General features: G+C 67.8%; 19 protein-coding genes and 2 pseudogenes. 16 read left to right on the forward strand and 5 right to left on the reverse strand.

Translation table 11 applies throughout. From position 1 onward, the window contains the following. Positions 1–81: 81 nt before the first annotated feature. Positions 82–267 (forward strand): annotated as a pseudogene (locus tag ABZ904_RS41740) (ISKra4 family transposase); the annotation flags it as partial. Between the two features lie 68 nt (positions 268–335). On the opposite strand, the gene ABZ904_RS41745 reads toward ABZ904_RS41740, so the two are convergent. Then, complete coding sequence (locus tag ABZ904_RS41745) at positions 336–857, reverse strand: ATP-binding protein (RefSeq protein WP_361829328.1); 522 nt, start codon at positions 855–857, stop codon at positions 336–338. 255 nt (positions 858–1,112) lie between these two features. On the opposite strand from ABZ904_RS41745, the gene ABZ904_RS41750 reads away from it, so the two are divergent. Continuing rightward, positions 1,113–2,186, forward strand: coding sequence for a hypothetical protein (locus ABZ904_RS41750; RefSeq protein ID WP_361829330.1), 1,074 nt, complete (start codon positions 1,113–1,115; stop codon positions 2,184–2,186). 237 nt (positions 2,187–2,423) lie between these two features. Here the strand turns inward: ABZ904_RS41750 and ABZ904_RS41755 are convergent, their stop codons facing one another. After that, complete coding sequence (locus tag ABZ904_RS41755) at positions 2,424–3,068, reverse strand: BlaI/MecI/CopY family transcriptional regulator (protein ID WP_361829379.1); 645 nt, start codon at positions 3,066–3,068, stop codon at positions 2,424–2,426. A 179-nt stretch (positions 3,069–3,247) separates the two neighbouring features. Between ABZ904_RS41755 and ABZ904_RS41760 the strand changes: the two genes are divergently transcribed. Beyond that, complete coding sequence (locus ABZ904_RS41760; protein ID WP_361829332.1) at positions 3,248–3,721, forward strand: hypothetical protein; 474 nt, start codon at positions 3,248–3,250, stop codon at positions 3,719–3,721. Positions 3,722–3,888: 167 nt separating this feature from the next. Here ABZ904_RS41760 and ABZ904_RS41765 read toward each other — a convergent pair. Continuing rightward, positions 3,889–4,818: pseudogene (locus tag ABZ904_RS41765) on the reverse strand (helicase); the annotation flags it as partial. On the opposite strand from ABZ904_RS41765, the gene ABZ904_RS41770 reads away from it, so the two are divergent. Beyond that, entirely contained in the window at positions 4,757–5,077 is a 321-nt protein-coding gene (locus ABZ904_RS41770; protein WP_361829382.1) for a hypothetical protein, read from the forward strand. The pseudogene ABZ904_RS41765 and the gene ABZ904_RS41770 overlap by 62 nt on opposite strands. 3 nt (positions 5,078–5,080) lie before the next feature. After that, positions 5,081–5,278 carry a hypothetical protein gene (locus tag ABZ904_RS41775; RefSeq protein WP_361829334.1) on the forward strand — a complete coding sequence of 66 codons (198 nt, stop codon included), beginning with the start codon at positions 5,081–5,083 and terminating at the stop codon, positions 5,276–5,278. Positions 5,279–5,700: 422 nt separating this feature from the next. Here the strand turns inward: ABZ904_RS41775 and ABZ904_RS41780 are convergent, their stop codons facing one another. Next, positions 5,701–6,882, reverse strand: coding sequence for a LacI family DNA-binding transcriptional regulator (locus ABZ904_RS41780; protein ID WP_361829336.1), 1,182 nt, complete (start codon positions 6,880–6,882; stop codon positions 5,701–5,703). A 142-nt stretch (positions 6,883–7,024) separates the two neighbouring features. Here ABZ904_RS41780 and ABZ904_RS41785 point away from each other — a divergent pair, with 142 nt between their 5' ends. The 4 genes from ABZ904_RS41785 (at position 7,025) to larC (ending at position 10,559) form a co-directional block, all read left to right on the forward strand. Next, on the forward strand, positions 7,025–7,789 hold the full coding sequence (locus ABZ904_RS41785; protein ID WP_361829338.1) for a 6-phosphogluconolactonase: 765 nt from the start codon (positions 7,025–7,027) through the stop codon (positions 7,787–7,789). An 87-nt stretch (positions 7,790–7,876) separates the two neighbouring features. Continuing rightward, complete coding sequence (larE, locus tag ABZ904_RS41790; RefSeq protein WP_361829340.1) at positions 7,877–8,692, forward strand: ATP-dependent sacrificial sulfur transferase LarE; 816 nt, start codon at positions 7,877–7,879, stop codon at positions 8,690–8,692. Next, positions 8,692–9,351, forward strand: a complete 660-nt coding sequence (gene larB / locus ABZ904_RS41795; RefSeq protein WP_361829342.1) for a nickel pincer cofactor biosynthesis protein LarB — start codon at positions 8,692–8,694, stop codon at positions 9,349–9,351. The genes larE and larB overlap by 1 nt, the downstream gene beginning before the upstream one ends. Next, positions 9,348–10,559, forward strand: a complete 1,212-nt coding sequence (gene larC, locus ABZ904_RS41800) for a nickel pincer cofactor biosynthesis protein LarC (protein WP_361829344.1) — start codon at positions 9,348–9,350, stop codon at positions 10,557–10,559. Before larB ends, larC begins: the two co-directional genes overlap by 4 nt. A gap of 405 nt (positions 10,560–10,964) precedes the next feature. On the opposite strand, the gene ABZ904_RS41805 is transcribed toward larC, so the two are convergent. Further along, positions 10,965–11,162: a hypothetical protein gene (locus ABZ904_RS41805; protein ID WP_361829346.1), complete on the reverse strand. Its 198-nt coding sequence runs from the start codon at positions 11,160–11,162 to the stop codon at positions 10,965–10,967. A 197-nt stretch (positions 11,163–11,359) separates the two neighbouring features. Here ABZ904_RS41805 and ABZ904_RS41810 point away from each other — a divergent pair, with 197 nt between their 5' ends. The 7 genes from ABZ904_RS41810 (at position 11,360) to ABZ904_RS41840 (ending at position 21,074) form a co-directional block, all read left to right on the forward strand. Continuing rightward, positions 11,360–12,187: a transposase family protein gene (locus ABZ904_RS41810; RefSeq protein WP_361829348.1), complete on the forward strand. Its 828-nt coding sequence runs from the start codon at positions 11,360–11,362 to the stop codon at positions 12,185–12,187. 172 nt (positions 12,188–12,359) lie between these two features. After that, positions 12,360–13,691, forward strand: coding sequence for an extracellular solute-binding protein (locus ABZ904_RS41815; RefSeq protein ID WP_361829349.1), 1,332 nt, complete (start codon positions 12,360–12,362; stop codon positions 13,689–13,691). Then, positions 13,691–14,662, forward strand: coding sequence for a sugar ABC transporter permease (locus tag ABZ904_RS41820; RefSeq protein ID WP_361829351.1), 972 nt, complete (start codon positions 13,691–13,693; stop codon positions 14,660–14,662). Before ABZ904_RS41815 ends, ABZ904_RS41820 begins: the two co-directional genes overlap by 1 nt. Next, entirely contained in the window at positions 14,659–15,573 is a 915-nt protein-coding gene (locus tag ABZ904_RS41825; RefSeq protein WP_361829353.1) for a carbohydrate ABC transporter permease, read from the forward strand. The genes ABZ904_RS41820 and ABZ904_RS41825 overlap by 4 nt, the downstream gene beginning before the upstream one ends. A 3-nt stretch (positions 15,574–15,576) precedes the next feature. After that, a complete protein-coding gene (locus tag ABZ904_RS41830; protein WP_361829355.1) occupies positions 15,577–16,422 on the forward strand; it encodes a sugar phosphate isomerase/epimerase family protein in 846 nt (281 codons plus the stop codon). Continuing rightward, positions 16,419–17,573, forward strand: a complete 1,155-nt coding sequence (locus ABZ904_RS41835) for a Gfo/Idh/MocA family oxidoreductase (protein ID WP_361829357.1) — start codon at positions 16,419–16,421, stop codon at positions 17,571–17,573. The genes ABZ904_RS41830 and ABZ904_RS41835 overlap by 4 nt, the downstream gene beginning before the upstream one ends. A gap of 96 nt (positions 17,574–17,669) precedes the next feature. After that, a complete protein-coding gene (locus ABZ904_RS41840; RefSeq protein WP_361829359.1) occupies positions 17,670–21,074 on the forward strand; it encodes a PIG-L family deacetylase in 3,405 nt (1,134 codons plus the stop codon). Positions 21,075–21,093: the final 19 nt, after the last annotated feature.

Below are 21,093 nucleotides of genomic sequence, written 5' to 3' on the forward strand. Positions count from 1 at the left end.
ATCGCACCACACACCATCTCCCCAACGACCGGACCACACCTCTCGCCGGACGCCTGAGCGGGCATCGCGCTGGTTCAGATAATGATCGCCGACCGCCTCGACATCACCGGCGCCCGCTGGGGCTTGCACGGTGCCGAAGCCGTCCTCAAACTCCGCGCCGTGACCAGCAACGGCGACCTCGACGACTACTGGGCCTTCCACACCGCCCGCGAACACGAACGGCTCTACCCCAACCCTGACCAGGCCATATTCAGACTGACCGCCTGATCCACGACCTTCACTTCAGAAGAGCCGCACCCATATCGGTTCCAACTATCGTGTCCCGGCTCAGGACCTCAACTCTTGACGGCCTCTGCAATCTGCAGGGCGGCCCCGGCGGGCGTGAGGTGCGTGGTGTCGACGACCTCGGCCTCGGCGTGCAGCCACGTGCGGGCCGCCTCGGCGTAGGGCTCAAGGTATTGCAGACGGAATTGGGAAGGACCAAGAAGAGTGTCCCCCTCAATGCGCCCGCGCAGGGTGTCCTGGTCGGCGTGGAGGACGAAGTGCCTCACCGGAATGGCATGTTCGGCGAGGCCTGTGCTGATCTCTCGCCAGTACTGCTCGACCAGGACGGTCATGGGCATCACCAGAGTGCCGCCGGTGTAGTCGAGTACGCGGCGGGCGGTCTCGACCACGAGCGGCCGCCACGGCGGCCAGTGCTGGAAGTTGCCCGTCCAGGGCAGCCCCGGCTTGATGTCCATGAGTGTCTCGCCGACCTTCTCGGCGTCGAACACCCGTGAATCCGGGATCAGTTGCTGCACGAGCGTACTGGTCGTCGTCTTGCCTGCGCCATGGGTGCCGTTGAGCCATACGATCATGACCCGACGCTAGCGCTCTACGGGCCGTGGGCACAGGCACTCCCGATTCGGCGCCCGGCTCTTGCTGGCGTCGGCGAGGTAGCCGGCTGCAGTCCGCGACTGCCGTGGTTTGGGGCGCTGACGAGGAAGGGCATGAACTGCGCCGCCGGACCCTGATGCGCTCCGTCGGCCGTCGTCTTCTGCCATCGCGGCGGGATAGTAGGTGGTCGGGTCGCCTGAGATCCGGGCCTATGGCTCGAGCTTTGCTGCCCTGTCATGCTGTGGCTTGTGGGGATGGAAACGATCTGGCAGACAGTATCGCGCTGGATTCGCAGACAAACAGGGGCACGAGTTTTGCGTGCATCAGACTGTCAGGTCAAGCTGCTCAGGCGGGACATTCAGGTGCTCCTCGGGCCCGGCAGCCGGCCTCCGGCGCGTGTGTGTCTGGGGCTGCGCCGGTTTCTCATCAGCCGCCGTCCCGCCATGGTCGGCCGCTTGATCGCGGCGTTGGCCTTCTCCGAGATTGCGATGGGCCTGGATCGTGGCGTGGTGTCCGCGGTAGCGTCCCCTGCGCCCAGCCAGACAGCGGGCGCCTCGACGGAGTCCGGTCTGCCCCCGGCGATTCTGCAAGGGCCGATACTGCTGGCAGTCCTCGTGCTGATGGCCGCAGTGATTGCCGCGTTGGTGGTGATATTTGCTGCGCCCGTGGCGGCTTTCGTCGTCGTGTGGCGAGGATCGGCATCAAGTCCCTGGCGATCGGGCCGGTGGGTCACTCGATACCGTTTGGTCTACAACGCTGCCCTGACTGTCCGCGCCTGTACGGCGGCCTTGACAGCGTCGGCGGACGACCAGCCGCAGCGGCTGCGTGAGGTGGCCCGTCGTCTGGCCGTGACCTCCAGACTGATCGCGAGGTCCTACCGCGACGCGGGCAGCGTTCGGTGGCTCACTCACCGCAGGAAAGTGCTGCGGCGCCACACAGGCCTGGTCATCGCCAAACTGCGCGTCGTCGAGAGCCGCCTGGACACGGACCGCGACTCGGCACTGCGGGAACTGGCAGCGACGCTGATCGCCGTGTGCGATCGATACGTGCACGGGCGGGTCGGCGCACTTCTGGACGAGGAGGCGCTGACCGGCCTGGAACCGGTAAGGGACTGGGAATGGCTACGGCTGGTAGCGGCCCTGCTGGCCTCCACTGGTGCCGCCGTGGGCGCCTCCTTCCTTCCTATACCGGATGCCGGGCAGCCCTACGCGATCGGAGGGGCTGCAGCTGCCGCATTCATGCTCGCCTACACCGATCAGCCGGCCAGGGCGTTGGAGCTGTGGGACCGTTTTGGCAGGACTGGAGCCTGACCCGCTGCACCGTGCGCTGTATGCGGTTGGGCACCCGTGATCTTCGGAGCCGGAGAGAGAAAGGCTGCCGAACGAGTGTTTGTGACAGGTCGTGTGACTCTGTCGTGACAACCAGACTGCTTCGACCGGTCCCGTCCGCCAGCTCCTCCGGCTCTGCCGGTGACACTCATCGGCCGAACCGCTTAGCGGCCGGGAGGGCTGGCTGCCGCCGCAGCGGCAGCGTGTCGCCTGCCGGTTCTACTCGGCCTGCTCGGATTGCGCCTGGGACGTTGCGGCCGTCTGCTCGGCTGCGGTGGGGGCGGTGTAGTAGACGGAGGAGCCCTGCTTGGTGCGCTGAGCCTGATTCTTGGCCACCAGGTTTTCGAGGGTGGTGCGCACGACGGTGGTCTTGATGCCGCGCTCGGGATGGGCCGTGTCGAGAGCGGTGGCAACTTCCGCCGCGGAGCGCGGGTCGCTCTGTTCGTTGAGGTGGCTGCGGATGAGTTCGACCAGCGTGGGCAGGACAGCCTTTGAGGCTCCGGTCTTGCTCGCGGGCTTCTTGGCGGCCGACTTATTGGCTGCCGCGTGAGCGTCGGTAGCCTTCTTCGCCCGCGTCCGCTTACCGGCGCCGGGCTCACCAGTGGACTTCTTGTTGCGAGGAGCCGGCACGGTGGAGCTGTCCGGGGCGGCCACAGGCTGCACCGGCGTTGGCGAAACGCCGAGCACCTGCTGCACGTTGACCAACACGGAGTGATCGTGCTGCAGGCCCGCCAGCTGCTCCTGCAGTGCAGCGATGTCCGCGCTGATGCGTTCCTGCTCCTTGGCGTTGCGTTCGAGGTCGCTGATCACCTGGGCGGCGTACTGCGATGTCAGCCCGGTGGTGGCCGTTGTGCTCTCCGACATGGTGTTGCCTTTCTCGGTGTTCCTGGCTGGGTGTGCCAGATCTTTGGTGCAGGCGCAGAGCGCCATGAGTGTGGGCTCGGGCTGGTGTCTGAAGGCAGCAGCGGTCACTGCTGCAAATAGCCCTTCCATAGAGATAGTACGTATGAGTTAAGCCTGTTGTTTCTCTGGAGTGATGTCTTTTGCTCGAGCTGAGCTTCAGGGACGGCGCCCATGGTGATGTCCGGGGTGTACTGCAGGGTGTTGGCGGGGACCTGGACTGGGCTCAGATCAAGGACCTGGTCCGTGGCCGCGCCCGCAGCGCGGAAGTCGCCAAGCGTGTGGTCGACTTCCTCCAGGGTGCTGTGGCGCTCGGCAACGTCGAGATCGGCCCGGGGGAGTCCGAGCGAACCCGCGACGGCCGCACCGACTACAGCATGGTCCGTGACGCAGGCGTGCGCCGCTTCGGCGCCGTCGCCTACGTCAAGGCCACCAACGGCGGACTTACCCTGCGCCTGACCCGTGAGGACGTGGAGGACCTCGACGAGCCACGCATCAGCTTCCGGCAGGTCCGTCCCGGCCACCAGTACGTCGTCAACTGCCCGCTCCGCGACGACCAGTGGGTTCAGGCAGCGCTGCGCCTTGTCGAGGTTGTCCTGAGGAAGGTCCGCCAGTAACGCAAAACTGTTCCGGACGTCATTACAAGGGGCCCTGTCCGATCGGACAGGGCCCCTTGAGTCGTGATCACTGCCAGTTCTGCGCCAAAGGGCCCCGGCGCGCTGCGTACGGACTTCCGTCGGCTGATGGGCCCTGGCAACAGCGAGGCTCGCTCCGCGCGGCTCCCGTCAAGCTCGTACAGCTCGGCGTCGATGGAGGAGGCGGGCAGCTCCTCCGCGTGGGCGAGGGCGCCCGCGGATGCCTCGGCGGTGTACAGCTCGGCGGCCGTCGCCGGCATCTTCTCCGCGAACGCCTGAGCCTCCTCCACCCGCTGGTGGAACGTCATGACCGTGTGAAGGTTCTGCTGCGCGGCGTGCTCCAGCAGCGCGGCCTGGAGCAGCGCCAGGCGCCGACCACGCAGGGCGTCCTCGGACAGTCCCAGAATGGGGTCGGGGTCGCGGATCTCCAGTACGTCGATCTCGAACCCGGCCAGGATCGTCCGCTCCACCGCTTCCGCCAGTCCGAGGTCGAAGATCCTGGGACCGTAGGTGCTGGAGTCGGCCTCCATGGAGGCGATCACCAATTCCTGGCCGTCCCGACCGCGCTGCGGCCTGGGCGAGGCCAGGATCCGCGGGGTGGCTGTGAGGTAGAGCCGGAAGTCGATCGGGATACGGCTCTGATCGTGGATCGCTGCCCAGGGCCGGCCGATATCCCCGGCCGTCATGTGCGCCTCGTCCAAGACCGCGAGGTCGAACCCCGCCATCCGCTGCCCGTACAGGCGCTCCCCGCCCGCCAGAGCCGCCTCCAACGGCCCACGAACACGCCCTCGACCTGTGACATCCTCCGGGTCCTCGCGGTCCACCAGAGAGGCGTACGTAGCGAACACGACCACCGGACCACGCCCGACCCACAGAGCGAGCTGGATCGCATTGGTGGTGGTGCGCACCCCGAGCTCGTTCAGCACCGGGTCGTTCTCCGCCGAGCACACCGCGACCATGGGCGCGCGGTGCCCCACCCGGCGCCAGGACTGCGCGCTCTGCACGACCAAGTCCAAGGTGGGCACCATCACCAGAATCCGACCCTCGAAGAAGCAGTCCAGCGCGCAGGCGGCGGCCATGATCGTCTTCCCGGACCCGGTCGCGGACACCCCCGTGGCACGGGCCCCCTCCGGCGGCACAAATGACCTTGCAGGGAATCCCAGTCCGGCTGGCGCTTCGCCGGTCGCGTCAGAGAAGTTGACGTCGCCGCCCGAGAACGTCGCGCGGCCGAAGTCGACCGCGCTGCCGGAGAACCTCGCCTCCGTGAAGTTGACCGTGCCGCTGGAGAACGTCGCCTCTGTGAAGTTGACCGTGCCGCCGGAGAACTTCGCGCGGTAGAAGGTGACCCTGCCGCCGGAGATCGTTCGCAGACTCCTCGCCGGCGACCCGGAGAGCCGCTACTTCCTGCGGTTTCTGGAGGCCAACGTGTCGCATCCCCGGGTCAGCGACTTGATCTTCCATCCTCCAGCCAAGCTGCCGGACGCATCGGCCGATCAGATCGTCGACGAGGCCCTCAGACACCGGCCGATAGCCCTGTGACCGGTGAAACCGGTTGGCGGACGGCCGGTGCTGTTCGGCGCGGGATTGGCGCAAGCAACCGGGTGCTCTCGCTGTCCTAGCGGCAGGTGTTCTCCCAACTCGTCGATGAAGCCGTCCGCCGGGCGACCTCTGCTGCATAGCCAGGGCGGTTGTTTCCTGCTTCCTGTGACCGAGCCGTGGCGGTGCTGATGGGGCCCCTTTGGGCGGCGGGCGGGCGGCTGGTGGTCGGGCCCCGGTGCCGGGCCGCATGGGGGAGGGGATGGCGGCCCGGCACCAGGGTGGGGACCCCCGCACTGTCTCGACCGCCCCGTAGGGTAGCCCCGGCGCGTGTCGCCGCGCCGGGGTCCCTCAGAGCGACATGCAGGGGTTGCCCGCAACTTGGCTCGAGCAAGTCCTATGGCTCGTTGGCCTCCTGGCGGGGTTTAGGGCGCTGCCGCGACGGTGCCACGCAGCACCAGCGTGGCAGGCAGTACGGTCCGGATCGGTTCCGGCGGAGCATCCCCGCGGTCGAGCAATAGTCGGGATGCGGCCTGCGCGGCCGCGTCCATGTCCACGGCAATCGTGGAGAGTGGGGGATAGGTCGTCGTCGCCAGAACGTCGTCGCAGCCGATGACGGATACGTCGTCCGGTACCCGCACACCGCGCGCCGCAAGCCCCCCCATTACACCGTGCGCCATGACATCGTCGAACGCGAGGACGGCGGTGATTTCGGCATCGAGGAGCTGATCCGCCACCGATCGGGCAGCCGCGTACGTGCCCGCCTGGACTTCGACCACCTCGAGATGCAGCTGAAGTTCGCTCGCCTTCGCCAACGCGGCGCGCCGGCGTTGGGAATTGGACCAAGACGAGGGCGGGCCGGCGAGATAGGCAAGCCGTCGGTGCCCGTAGTCCCGCAGCACCTCGACGGCTTGCCGGACGGCCGGCCCGGTGTCGAGCAGCACCCGGTCGGTGTGATGAATGTCGCGGTTGACCAACACCACGCGATGCTGCTGCGCGAGTCGGCGCAGGCTCGCCGACGGCTGGCGCGGTGAGCACACCAGCAGACCCTCGACCTGGTGGACAAGCGTATTGATCACGCGTTCCTCCCGGTCAGGGTTCTCATCGGTGTTGCCGAGCAGAACGGTGAACCCCCGGTCCTGGGCGATGGTCTCGACCCCTCGGATTAACGGAGCGAAGAACGGGTTCGCGATATCGGCCACGACCAAACCGATCGCGGCCGTATGCCCGGTAGACAACGCCCGAGCATGCCGGTTGGGCACGTAACCCGCGGCCGCCGCCGCATCGAGAACGCGCTGGACTGTATCTGGACGGAGTAGCTCGGGCCGTGAAAACGCGCGAGACACCGTCGCCGGCGACACATTGAGCTGCTTCGCGAGCAGCGTGATCGTCGGTGGCCGTGGCGGTGTATCGGGCTGTTGCACATCCATCACGGGCTCCTCATGCGGTGGACGATAGCGCCTCGGCCAGCGGAAGACATCGCCCGCGCAGCCACAGCGCATTGCGTGCGCCAGCCGCCACAGCCAGCAGTCGATCAGCGGCACCATCCAGCACCTGCTGTCTCCACGGTCGGCCTCGGCGTGCTTTGCCTGGACTTGCAGGGTCATCGAGGAGGCGTTGTTTTGCAAGCGTTTGCACGCAACCCTTTGGGTGCCCGGATCAAACGCGGTCGCCGGGGCCGTCGCGGGCTGGCCCGGCCGGATGCACGAAGGCCGGGAGCACGAAGCCAGGAAGGGATAGCGCACTGTAATGGGCACGCGAGAAGCAGGTCCACGGGTCTTCGCCTTCCCCACACGGGAAGAACTCGGTCGGTGCGCTGCCGGCCGCGCCGCGAGCACGCTCAAAGACGCGTTGCGTCAACGACCGAGCGCTCGGCTCATGTTGGCGGCAGCCCCGAGCCAGGAGGCGACCCTCAAAGCGCTCAGCGCCGAGACCGGCATCGACTGGTCGCGGGTGGAGTGTTTCCACATGGACGAATACGTAGGCCTGGACGCGAACGCTCCGCAGGGATTCGGAAACTGGTTGCAGGCACACTTCCTCGACCACATTCCACAGGCGGTCTTCCACCGCATCACCCCGTCCGACCAACCTGAACAAGAGCGTGCCCGATACTCGCACGTCATGGGTAGCGCGCCGTTTGACGTCGTCTTGCTAGGCCTTGGAGTCAATGGGCACCTGGCGTTCAACGACCCGCCCGCAGACTTCGCCGACCCGGAACCAGCCAGAGTGGTCACGCTCGATCGCATCAGCAGGCAACAACAGGTAGACGAAGGACACTTCGCCACGCTAGACCAGGTGCCGACCCGGGCGATCACCGTGACCATCCCCCGCTTGCTGAATTCCGTGGAGATCATCGCGTCGGTGCCCGGACGGTCGAAGCGGCAAGCCGTCGCCGAAACATTGTCACAGCCGGTCCACGCGAACTACCCGGGCACCGCGCTACGGACACACCCGCGCGTGCACCTCCTGCTCGACGCCGAGTCCGACCCAGGCCGCGCACACCGAACTGCATGAGCACGCGTCGCGACTGATACCTCGACTCGCAGCTGGTGATGCACGACACCACGCAGCTGGCAAACCACGAACTGGCAGGAAGGGATCATGACCGAGGCGCTGGATCGCCTGCGCGGCAGGCTGGCCGAGGAGGCCAAACTGGTGGTGGCCTTCTCCGGCGGCGTGGACTCCGCCCTGTTGGCCACCGTTGCCCACGAGGTGCTCGGCGTCGGGGCCTTGGCGGTGACCGCCGTGTCCGCCAGCCTACCCGAGGCCGAGCGGATCGCGGCGCGGGCCTTCGCTCGGGAGCGCGGCCTGCGCCACCTGGAGGTGCACACCGACGAGCTAAGCCGCCCGGACTACGTGGCCAACGGTGCCAACCGCTGCTACCACTGCAAGTCGGCACTGTTCGACACCCTGGAGCCGCTCGCGGAGCTACTCGGCGCACGGATCGCGGTCGGCACCAACCTGGATGACCTGTCCGAACATCGTCCCGGCCAGATCGCGGCCGCCCAGCGCGCAGTGCTGGCCCCGATGGTCGACGCGCGGCTGACCAAAGCCGATGTGCGCGCGGCAAGCACCACCCTCGGTCTGCCCACCGCCGACAAACCCGCCGCCGCCTGTCTGGCCTCCCGGGTCGCCTACGGCGATCCGGTCACCGCCGAACTCCTCAACCGCATCGAGACCGCCGAGGCCGCGCTGCACAAGCTGGGGCTGCGCCGCAGCCGGGTACGGGCGCACGCGAACGGAACCGTGGCGCGCATCGAACTACCCGAGACGGACCTGACCGCGGCAATGCACCAGCGCGACGCCATCACGGCGGCGGTGCGTGGAGCCGGTTTCGTCTTCTGCACCCTGGATCTCGCCGGACTGCGCAGCGGCAGCATGAACGCTCTCCTGCCCCTGACACCGGTACGCGGCTGATGACCGGCGGACTGGACTTCGCCACCGTCGACGTGGAGCGCGAGCGCCGACAGGGGCTGCCGGAGGTGGTCTACGGCCCGGGCAAGACCGCCGAGCAGATAGCCGGGATCGTACGCGTACTGCTGGAGACGGCGACTGGCCCCGTGCTGGTGACCCGTATCGAAGCCGACGTCGCCGCGGTCGTGCGCGAGCGCGTGCCGGAGGGCGAGTACCACGACGCGGCACGCATTCTGCTCTGGCGCCCGGCTGAACCCGGCACGTTCTCACTGGGTGTCGTCACCGCGGGCACCTCGGACGGCCCGGTCGCCGCGGAAGCGGCGGTAACGGCACGCAGCATCGGGCTGCGGGTCAGTGAGTTCGTGGACGTCGGCGTGGCCGGCGTGCACCGATTGCTCAACCGCGCTGAGGAGATCGTGGCCTGCGACGCGGTGATCGTGGTCGCCGGGATGGAAGGCGCGCTGGCCAGCGTGGTCGGTGGGCTGGTCGCCGCGCCGGTCATCGCAGTGCCCACGTCGACCGGGTACGGCGCGGCACTGGACGGGATCACAGCGCTGCTGGCCATGGTCAGCTCATGCGCCGCCGGGGTGACGGTGGTGAACATCGATGCCGGCTTCAGCGCGGCGATGGCAGCGTTCCGGCTGTCTCGGGCACGTTCATGATCGTTTGGCTGAACCCGTTCTCCGGCATCTCCGGCGACATGCTTCTGGGCGCGCTGTTGGATCTCGGTGCCCCGCTGGACGGCGTGCGCGACGCGATTGCCAGCACCGGGCTGACTGGGTGGGATCTGGCCATCCGGGAGGTGCGCCGGGGCGGGATGCGCGCGCTGCACGCCGAGGTCACCGTCGATGACGACGCCCCGGAACGCCGAGCCGGCGCGCTACTCGATCTGGTCGGCAGGGCCGAACCCGAGCCCGTCGCACGGGTCGCTCGCACGGCGGTGAGCATGATCGCCGAGGTGGAGGCGCGGGTGCACCAGCTACCGGTGGCCGACGTGCACCTGCACGAGATCGGCGGGCTGGACACGGTCGTCGACACCGTGGGCACGGCCGCTGCACTGCACCTGCTCGGCGTCACCGATGTGTGGTCCGGCCCGCTGGCCTTGGGGTCCGGCGTGGTCCGCACCCGGCACGGCCTGCTGCCGGTCCCGGCACCCGCGACCGCCGAACTGCTGCACGGCATGCCCGTGACAGGTGTCGAGGTCTCAGGCGAGACCGTGACGCCCACGGGCGCTGCCCTGCTGTCGGCCGTCGGCTGCCGGTTCGGCCCGCTACCCGCGATGACCGTGTGTGGGACCGGATACGGGGCCGGCAGCCGCGACCCGTCCGGCTGGCCCAACGTGCTGCCCGCGACGATGGGCGCCACCGCGACCGATGCCGGTGGGTACGAGCCGATGGTCTGTTTGGAGACCACGGTGGACGACGTGACCGGCGAGGTCCTCGGCTACCTGACCCCAGCGTTGCTCAACGCCGGGGCGGCGGATGTGTGGACCGTGCCCGGCGTCGGCAAGAAGAACCGACCGGTACACGTGGTGACAGTGCTGAGCCAGCCGGATCGGGCCGAAGACCTGCGCCGGCTGCTGCTGGCCGAGACCGGCACCCTCGGCGTCCGGCGCAGCCAGGTCGACCGGTATGCCGCGCCGCGGCGAACGATCGAGGTCCGAGTCGCCGGTCAACCGGTCCGGATCAAGTGCGGGCCCCACCGGATGAAACCTGAGTACGACGACCTGGTCGCGGTCGCCCGAGCAACCGGCATGCCGCTGCACACAATCGCCGATTGGGCACTGGCCGCGGTACCGCCGTCGCAAGTGCGGTGTTCGCCTGGAACGGAATACACCCACGACCACCCCAGAAATGGGAAGCCGGTGTGAGCCGCCCCTGTTGCCCGATGCCTACGATGTTCAGCCCGTTGGCAGCGCAGCGTGGAGCGCGCCCAGCCAGCTTTATGGAGCATCGGATGTGGCTCGCTGAGGAGCCGACCTCGTACGGCAGACCAACTCGCGGGCAAGGCAAACAGAATGATGGGCGATCGGCCCGCCGATGCTGCCCTGGCCAAGTTCGGTCCTCCCTTGGAATTGAGGCCTCGGCGACGGCGCGGGGCGACGAGGACGGACGCAGGCACCACTGGGCCACGGGTCGGCGACGCTGACGCCGATGCCGGAAAAGCCCCATGTGCGGACCCTGCCGCCCCGCAGATTACGACGGCGGCGAGCTGCAATTCAGTGCCACGGGCGACCCGTTCGGCGACCGCCCCCGAGGCCCTACTCTTTGCGGCGCTATGCGAGTTCGGCGAGACTCCACGCGGCGCTGCCGACGCCGCCGCGCACCGGGTGCAGGCCGAAGCGGAAGGCGGTGGCGGCGCAACCGGCGTGGCTGCCATCCCCGGTCGCTACTGCCGCCGCCTCGCCCCCGATCGAGCCCCAGCCGCTCGCCGCGGCAGTCGGCGGGGAACTCTCCAACCAGGCTCGGATCACCGGGTTTCCAGAAGCGCCCGCCCGTCGTCTCCCAACGGCGGACGCGCGGCCGCACCGGGCCAAAGAGTGAACCTTTCCCGGTAACCGGTCGTCGCGCGCTGTGACGGCTGAGCTTGCGCCGTCTCCAAGTCCACGCAGCCGTAAGGCCCCTGGTAGGAACGATCTTGCGACACAAAGATCCGACCGAGGGGCCTCACGTGCCGACCAATGGCACATACACCGCCGTGCTCGATGTCCGCCGGTCCACCGCCGAGCACCTGGCCCACCTGTTGCGCGACCACCGCGTCGCGGTCGGCACCCGTCGGGGACGGCGTGCGCTGGGCTGCTTCCGTCAGGCGGTGCTCATCCTGCGCTGGTTCCTCGACGGCACCCGCCTGGCGCAACTCGCCCGTGACAATGGCCTGTGGTCCTCCACCGCCTACCGCTACCTGCACGAAGGACTGGCCGTCCTGGCGGCCGGGGCGCCGGATCTGCACACCGCGCTGGAGCGGGCGAAGGCAGCGGGGCTGACCCATCTGAACCTGGACGGCACCGTGGTCCGCACCGACCGCGTCGCGGCCCCCGGCCCCAACGGCGCGGATTTGTGGTGGTCCGGAAAACACCGCCATCACGGCGGGAACGTGCAGGTCATCTCCACCCCGGACGGCTGGCCGATCTGGGTCTCCCCGGTCCGCCCGGGCCGCGAGCACGACACCACCTGCGCCCGCCACCACGGCCTGCTCGACGCCCTGAACACCCTCGCCGCCGAGCTGGACATGCCGACCCTCGTCGACCTCGGCTACGAGAACGCCGCAGACGGCTTCCGCCACCCACACAAGAAGCCCGCCGACGGCGAGCTGACCGAGGCCCAGCAGACCTACAACAAGGTCATCCGAGGCGTCCACGGCGTGTGCGAACGGGCCAACTCCCTGCTCAAGACCACTTTCAAGGCCCTGCGGCGGGTCAGTCTGGATCCCAGCCGCATCACCCAGATCGCCGCCGCAGCCCTCGTCCTGCTCCAACTCGAATACGACCGAACCATCTGAACGATCACACAACGCCATGATCCATTACCGGGAAAGGCTCAGTCTGTGGCTTCTCCTTCCTTTGCAAGCGTTTGCATGATCTGATCGCGAGCTAACCGGAAGGCCTGTCCTAAGAGTTCTAAGCCTGTCCAAGGAGTTCCGTAGTGCGTGACGGAACCCGTGAGGAGACGCGATGAGGGTCAGAACGATCGAGATCGCTGCCGGCGCTGTGATCGGCGCTCTGGCACTGTCTGGGTGCGGCAGCTCGGGCGGATCGGGGGGCAGCGGTGCGGGTAAGACGATCACCGTCTATACAAGCACCAACGGCCAGTACGCCACCCAGCAGCGGCAGTGGTTCAAGGCCGTGTCGGCGGCGTTTGAGAAGCAGACCGGCACGAAGGTGAACTTCGAGACGTATTCCAGCGGCGACGAAGAGCTGACGAAGATTCAGACGTCGGTGGTGGCCAATCAGGGGCCGGACATCTTTGACATTGGCACGACGTTCACCCCGACTGCCTATGCGACCGGTGCGTTCGCGAAGCTGACCGCTGCAGACTGGGCGAAGCTCGGCGGGAAGAGCAAGTTCATCCCGGCCACGCTGGGGATTTCCGGCCCGGACGCCACCCATCAGATCGGCGTGCCGTGGACCTCGCAGCCGTATGTGCTGGCCTATAACACGCAGCTTTTGTCCAAGGCGGGCATCGCGCAGCCGGCGACCACGTGGGATGGGCTGGCGCAGCAGGCGAAGCAGCTGACCGGCAACGGGGTCTACGGGATCGCCACGGGGTACAAGGACGGGTTCTTGCCGTGGAAGTTCGTTTGGGCGATGGACGAGCAGGCGGGTCATCCGCTGGTGGCCGGCCAGAAGGCCGACATCAACTCGCCCTCGACGGCGGCCGCGTATCAAGCGTATTTCGGCTGGCTGACGCGTGAGCATGCGGTGGACCCGGCTTCGATCGGCTGGAACGACGACCAGGCGCTGGCCGCCTTCGCCTCGGGTAAGGCGGCGTTTTACCCGATGACGAGCACGACCGCGATTCCGACGTTCGACCAGTCGGCGGTCAAGGGCAAGTACAAGTTCGCGCTGCTACCGACGGTGCCGCCTGGGGTCAGTTCGATGCCGGCTGGCGGGAAGCCGGTGGCCAGCATGCTCTCCGGCGAGAACCTGGTCGTTGCCCAGTACTCCCAAAACAAGGACCTTGACCTGCAGCTGATCAAGTTCCTGACCGACCCGGCCCAGCAGAAGATCCAATACAGCACCTTCGGCGAGATGCCAGTGAATCAATCGTCGGCTCAGGAGATCGAGAAGACCACGCCCGCGGTCAAGCCGATCGTGGATGCTGAGGCCGGCTCGTACTCGACGCCGTTCACCGGGGCATGGGGGCAGATTGAGCTGGGCCTGGTCAACATAGTGGTGCAGTCGATTCCTGAGCTGTCCAGCGGCGGGGTCCGCGCCTCCACCCTGGCGCAGCAGTTGGGTGCGGCACAAAAGGATGCGCAATCCGCTTTGAATGGCAGCAAGTAATGACCGAGGGCAACCCCGCACAGGTGAGTGCCCGCGGCGAGGTACTCGGCGTGATGGCGCGATCCTCGGTCGCCGGAGCGTCGCCGACGCGGCCGCCGCGTCGGCGGCCGCCCTGGCTGCTGCTGCCCGGCGGCGTGCTCATGCTGCTCATTATCGTGGTCCCGTTTCTGCTCGCCCTGTTCATCTCGCTGCTGGATCTGAACCAGTACACGCTGCGGCAGTGGCTGCACGCCCCGTTCCAGGGGGTCGGCAACTACGCCGAAGCGCTGACTTCCTCCCCGCTGTTGTGGTCGTTCTGGATCAGCATCAGCTTCGCCGTCGTTTCCACGCTGGTCACCCTTCCATTGGGGGTGGCCGCCGCGGTGGCCACACAGAATCGGTTCCGCGGCCGGGCCATGCTCCGGTCGATCTTCCTGATTCCCTATGTGCTGCCGTCGTTTGTGGTGGCCACGGTGTGGCGAACAATGTTCCAGCCAGGCGGGATCATTGTGCGAGGCCTGGCTGCGGTCGGCGTGCACAGCGGTCTGTGGCTGAACGGCCCGCAAAGTTATTGGGCGTTGGTGATCGTCGAGATCTGGGCGTCTTGGCCGTTCGTCTATCTGCTGGCCCTGTCCGGCTTGCAGTCGGTGGACCACGAAGTGCATGAGGCGGCCGCGGTGGACGGCGCGCTGTGGTGGACGAAATTGCGGTACGTGATCCTTCCGTATCTGAAGGGGCCGCTCGCACTGGCTTGCATCATCTCGGTGCTCAATCACATCAACAACTTCACGTTGCCGTTCGTGCTATTCGGCGTCCCAGCACCCCAGGACGTGGAAACGTTGCCGTTTTTGACCTACACCACCAGTTTCCACAGTTTCCAATTCGGGCTCAGCGCCGCGATGGCGGTGTTGTCGCTCGTGCTGGTGGCAATCCCGTTGTTCGCGTATCTGCGGGCGGTCAGACTCGACACCGGTGAGGCGGGCCGCCGATGAGCGACAAGACAGCCTCCCAGACGCCGGCAACGGCCGCGCGCCGAACCGGACCGCGGCAGGCCGAGGTCACGCGGCTGCTGCCCAGACCGCTGTTGGTGGTGATCCTGGTTGCGCTGTGCGCCCTGGTGATCATCCCGGTCGCCTACATCGTCTTTGCCTCGGTGAACTCCGATGTCGACGTGGCGCGCGGGCACTTCTTCCCGTCGCAGTTCACGTGGGAGAACTACGCGACTATATGGACCACGGTCGGGCTGGGCCGGGGCATCGCCAACAGCCTGATCGTCGCCGGGTCCACGGCAGTGGTCTCGGCCGTGGTGGCGACCGCCACTGCCTACGCGCTGGTCCGCTTCACCTTTCTCGGCCGGGTGACCATTCTGCGTGGCCTGCTGGCGGTCCAGTCGCTGCCCAGCACACTGATGGTGCTGCCGGTATTCGTGCTCTTTTCCTCGGCGAGCACCTTCCTCGGAGTGACGGTGATCGGCACCCGGTGGGGTCTGTTCCTCACCTACCTGACGTTCGCGTTGCCGTTTTCGACCTGGGTGATGGTGACCTACCTGCGCGGGCTGCCCCGTGGTCTGGAGGAAGCCGCGCAGATCGACGGCGCATCGCACCTGCGCACACTGGTCAGCATCATCCTTCCGCTGAGCTGGCCCGGGATGATCGTCTCGGCGATCTTCGCGTTCCTGCTGGGCTGGAACGACGTGCTCTATGCCTCGGTGCTCACAAACAACGACACCCAAACCGCGGCACTCGCGTTGCAGACCTTCGGCGCGGCGCAGGAACGCGGCTTGTTGCCGCTGTATGGGCAGATGATGGCGGCATCGCTTATCAGCGCGGCGCCGGTAGTCGTGCTCTATCTGGTTTTCCAACGCCACCTGGTGGGTGGCCTCACCACAGGAGGGGTCAAGTAAACGATGACCGATACCATATCGGTGACATGGCAACTGTCCGGATTCGGCGACGAAATCGACGCCGACCCAGCCGTCCAGGTGGCGGTGCTGCAGGCGCTGGGCGCCAACCATATCGAGGTCCGCAGTGCGTGGGACACGAACGTCGTGGACATGAGCCCGGCACAGCTGGACTCGCTGGCGACACTGTTCACGCAAAAAGGCATGGGCGTGTCGGCCATCGCCTCACCGATCGGCAAGGTTGACGTTGACCTACCCGTCGACCACGAGGTGGCACGGCTGCACAAGGCGATCACGGCGGCGCACACGCTGGCGGCGAAATACATCCGGATCTTCTCGTTCTACCACCCCGGTCGTGACGCGGCCGCGGTCCGCACGGACGTGCTGACCCGCATGAGCGCCCTGGCCGCCGCCGCGGAAGACGCCGGAGTGGTACTGCTGCACGAAAACGAGAAGCATATCTACGGTGACACGCCCGAGCGCGTGCTGGACATCATCGAGACGGTCAACTCACCGGCGCTGCGCGTGGCCTGGGATGCCGCCAACTTCGTCCAAGTCGGGGTCAAACCCTTCGACAGCGCCTATCCGCTGCTGCGCGAGCACGTAGAGTATCTGCAGGTCAAAGACGCGCTGCTCGTCGACGCCACGGTGCGGCCGGCCGGACAGGGGGACGGGCAGCTGCCGCAGACCGTGGCCGCCCTGCGCGAGTCCGGCTACAGCGGGTTCGCCTCGCTCGAACCGCACTTGAGCGGAGCGTTCGGGCTCGGCGGGTTCTCCGGCCCGGCCGCCTTCGGTGTGGCCGCCCGGGCCTTCGCTCAGGTCGCCGAGAATGCAAAGGTGGATTTGGCATGAACGCACATCAGTTGGGGGTCGCGATAGTCGGCTGCGGAACGATCGGCCGCATCCATGCGGCGGCGGCCGCAGAGTGCGACCTAGAGGTTGTGGCGCTGGTTGACGAGGTCGAACCGGCGGCGATGGCGTTGGCCAACTCGATCGAGGCAAGCGGCCGCAGGCGGCCGGCGGTCTACCGGACCATCGACGACGCGCTGTTCGACCCGGCAGTCGGCCTCGTTGCGGTGGCCACCCCGAGCGGGCAGCACGTCAAGCAAGGGCTGACGGTGCTCGCAGCCGGCCGGCACCTGATCCTGGAAAAGCCGCTGGATGTGGATCTGACCCGCGCTGCGGAGATCCAGACTGCGGCCGCATCGGCAGCCAGAAGCGGGGTGGTCGCCTCGGTGATCAGCCAGCACCGGTTCGATGAGGCCAGCCAGATCGTCGCCCAAGCGATCGCCAACCAGCGCTTCGGGCGGCTGACCTCGGCCATCGCCTCGCTGTCCTGGTGGCGATCGCAGGGCTATTACGACTCAGGCGACTGGCGGGGCACCTGGGCGCTCGACGGCGGTGGAGCGTTGATGAACCAAGGAGTGCACACCGTCGACCTGCTGTTGTGGTTCCTCGGTCGACCGGTGCACATCAGCGCGCACACCGGCCTGTTGGCCCACCAGCGGATCGATGTCGAGGACACGGCCGTGGCAACGATGACTTTCGAGTTTGGCGCGCTGGCGGTCTTGCACGCGACCACGGCCGCATACCCCGCCTTGACCGCCCGGATCCAGGTGATGGGCTCAGCCGGATCCGCCGTGATCGACGGAGACGAGCTGACCTACTACCACGCTGCCCGGCCAGGCGACGACGTCGGACCGCTGGGCCTGGGCGGCGGCGGCAACCAGGCCGCCGAAGTTCTTGGCCGCGCCGAGGCCCCGCACGACATCGTCGTCACCGACCCGACCGCCGACCACGCCGGCCATGCCCGGCAATACGCCGATGTGCTGCGAGCGATCCGCAACGGCGGACAGCCTGGGGTGACCGTCGCCGACGCGGTTGTAGCGCTGGCCACCGTCCGCTCCGTGTACCTGTCCGCGACGCTCGGCGCACCCGTGCTGTTCGACGACGTATTGGCCGGCCGCTACAACGACGTCACCGTGCGCACCAGCAAGCAGTAACGCCTGCTTGTCAGCTGCTTGATTCGCTCCCACCGCCATGGTGGTGCGTCCTTCAGTGGACCCACCGCCACGAGGAGTGCGTCCACTCAGGATCGGGTGAGTGAGTGGACGCACCCCCCGTGGCGGTGGAGTGCGTCCTTCAGTGGACCCACCGCCGCGGCGAGTGCGTCCACTGAGGATCGGGTGATAATTGTGCGGAAACTTCTGAGGTTGCTGGCCGCCGCCTTGGCGGCGATCTCGGCTGGTGTGCTGCTGGCCGGTCTCGCGCCGCCCGGGGCCGCGCGGTCGGGGCGGAAACGTCATCGGTTCCTAGTCGGCGCCCTGGCGGCGATCTCGGCTGGCGTGCTGCTGGCCGGTCTCGGTCCGTCCGGGACCGCATGGCCGGCCACGAAGCTGGTGCCAGCCGGGCACGCGAAGATCCACAAGTTGGATGTACTCGGCGAGTGGGCGCACCCCGACGACGACACGAAGATCATCGGCCCGTGCGGGGTGTGGCACCAGCTGTACGGCACCCGCTGCGGGATCATCCAGATCACCCGCGGCGAGGGCGGCGGCAACGCTGTCGGCACGGAGCGCGGACCGGCGCTCGGGTTGCGCCGGGAGAACGAGGACCGCGCCGCGCACTACCGCTCCGGTACCGCCGACATCTTCTACCTGGACATGGTGAACTTCTACTACACGCAAAGCGCCCCGCTGACCCAGTTCTTCTGGGGGCACGACGCCGCGCTGGAACGGGTCACCCGGATCATCCGGCAGACCGAGCCCGACATCTACATCGGCTTCCCCCCCACCCTCGACGCGGGCGGGGGCCACGGAAACCACCAGATGGCCGGTCGGCTCATCTGGGAGGGCGTACAGGACGCCGCTAACCCGGCCATGTTCCCTGACCAGCTGACCGGTCCCAATGCGCTGCCCACCTGGCAGGTCAAGAAGGTCTTCTCCGGCGGCAGCACGGCCGGCACCGGCGGCACCACCACCTCCGCCAACTGCACCACCGGGTTCGTCCCGGCCCCGAACAACCTCGACACGGTCAGCGGAGTGTGGACGGGCTACCAGTCGCCATACAAGTGGCCCGCCGGAAACCTGCAGGGCCAGCCCGCCAGCACGCCGAAGACGTGGGCGCAGGTCGCGGCCGAGGGCACGGCCGCCTACCCGACGCAAAGTCGCACGATGTTCCAGGGCGTGGCCGCGCCGAACTGCCCGCGGTTCAGTCTGACCGAGTCGTTCGTGCCGTTCCAGCCGAACGTGAACGCGAACGGCTCGCCGAATCCGCTGGCCGGCCAGGACGACGCGATCTTCTTTGGCGCCAGCAAGCCCGACCCGGGCGGCCTGCCGCTCGGCACACTGCTCTACCTCACAACACCCAACCGCTTTGATGTCGCGGCCAGCTCGTTCCCGGTAACCGTGCACATCACGCCCACTCCTGTCCTGCGCTCGGCCTCGGTAGCGCTGGCCGTGCCGCCGGGCTGGACAGCCAGCGTGCCTCAGCGGCTCGGCGACGTGCGGACGGCGACGACCGCGACGTTCACCGTGACGCCCGCCCCGGGAGCGGCGGCCAGCCAGTACCGGATCGCCGCACTGCTGCGCTCTGGCGCGAAGAGCGGCTACACCGACACTGTCATGCAGATCGTCCCGCCCGTGCAGGGAAGCCTGCAGCCTTGGGGCAAGTTCGCCGAATACGACCAATGGGCCACCCAAACGGCGCCACAGGCGCTGCGCCTGGGCCTGGCGCCCTCGGTGCAACCGATCGGCACCGGCGAGACGATCAGCGCCCCCGTCGACGTGCACAACTGGTCGGCGACGCAGCAAAGCGGCACCGTATCGCTGAGCGTCCCGGCCGGGTTCGCCGCGGACGCGGCCAGCAAGCCCTACGGCCCGCTCGCACCAGGCGCACACGCCACGGTCACATTCCGGCTGACCAACACCGACCCGTCGCTAGCCAGCAGCACCAGCTACCCGCTCACCATCACCACAACGTCCGGCAACTCCGCACGGCCGACCAGCCAGGACGTCTCGCTCGACCTCGTACCCTCGACAGCGATCCCGAAGGCGCCGGCCGCCCCCACCCTGGACGGCACCGAAAGCCCCGGCGAGTACCCCGGCCCCGCGCTCGACCTCTCGCACGTGTGGCAGGGCGCCGCCTGCCAGCCCGCCGGCATCGACTGCGGCACCGCGCCCGGCACCAAGCCCGGCGACCCCGACAGTACCTACGCCAAAGTCACCTGGAACAACGACGACCTGTACTTCTTCATCCACATCCGCGACGACGTACAAAGCTACGCCGCAACCCCACAACAATGCTTCGCGCACTGGCTCGTCGACTCAGTGGAGATCGACATCGACCCGCGCGGCAACTCCTCACAGACCAGCACCACGCCGAACATCGCGAGCAGCGTGCCCGACACGGCCACCACGTTCAAGACCGGCATTTTCCCCTTCACTAACGACCCGACCAACACGCTTCGCAACCCCACACCGAACGGGCCGTGCTGGGAGCGCGACGCCGACAACCACCAGGGCTACGCCAACGGCCCGCTCGCAAAGACCGTGCCGGACGCCCCGAACGCGCCGGGCATGCAGGTCGTCTCCACCGCACAGTGGGACGGCAACAACGACCCGAGCAAGCCGCACCCGTACGCCGGCGGCTACTACAACCTCGAGGTCAAGATCCCGATGACGGACCTGCCCGCGGCAGTAGGCCCGACCAGCACCCCGCCCACCGGCAACGCCAGTAGCAACACGATCGACCCCGAACACATGGGCCTGAACATCCTCCCCTACAACGAGGACAACCAGCTGCACATCGACCAGAGCACCCGGCTGGCCTGGTCGGCCTGGAACAGCGTGCAGTCCGACCCCTACCACTGGGGCCACGCCTACCTCGCCGGCTACACCCCGCCGGCCGGGCAGTCCACTACACCCACCAAGCCGATCATCCCGGACACCGCGTTGCAGGGCGTCGACTCGCCGCAGACCATCTACCAGTCGGCCCGCAACGGCGTGCCCATCGCCGGGCTGGCCCCCGCCCCAGCCAGCGACCAGATCGCGATCACCCGCACCCAACTGGGCGCCAAGGCCGAGACGGTCGACCTCACCGCCACCGGCCCCGGCACGGCGCATCTGTTCCTATGGACCGGCGACCAAAGCTACATCCCGGTATATACGGAAAGCTGCGCGAGTGACCCGAACGAGCCTGGCTTCACACCCTGCTCGGCAAACGACGGCTCCGCCCCGTCGTGGGGCACCGACATGGGCGGGCACCTCGTGCGTGACGTGACCGTGACCGTGCGGCCGGGCGCCAACCGCGTAGTGATCCCCCTGGACGCCGCGGCCCGGCAGAAGCTCGCCGGCCCAGGCACCACGCTCGTGTCATTCCGCACCGCCGCCGACCAGGTGCAGGCACTGGCCATGCCCACCGGATGCGACACGCCACCGCCAACCAACACAGCCCTGCCCAACACCGTCACGGGTCTGGAGTCCGGCCAGTGCCGCGGCCTGTGACCCGCCCGGCACGGGCATC

The organism is Streptomyces sp. NPDC046900, from assembly GCF_040644975.1.
In the GTDB taxonomy this organism is placed as follows: Bacteria; Actinomycetota; Actinomycetes; order Streptomycetales; family Streptomycetaceae; genus Streptomyces.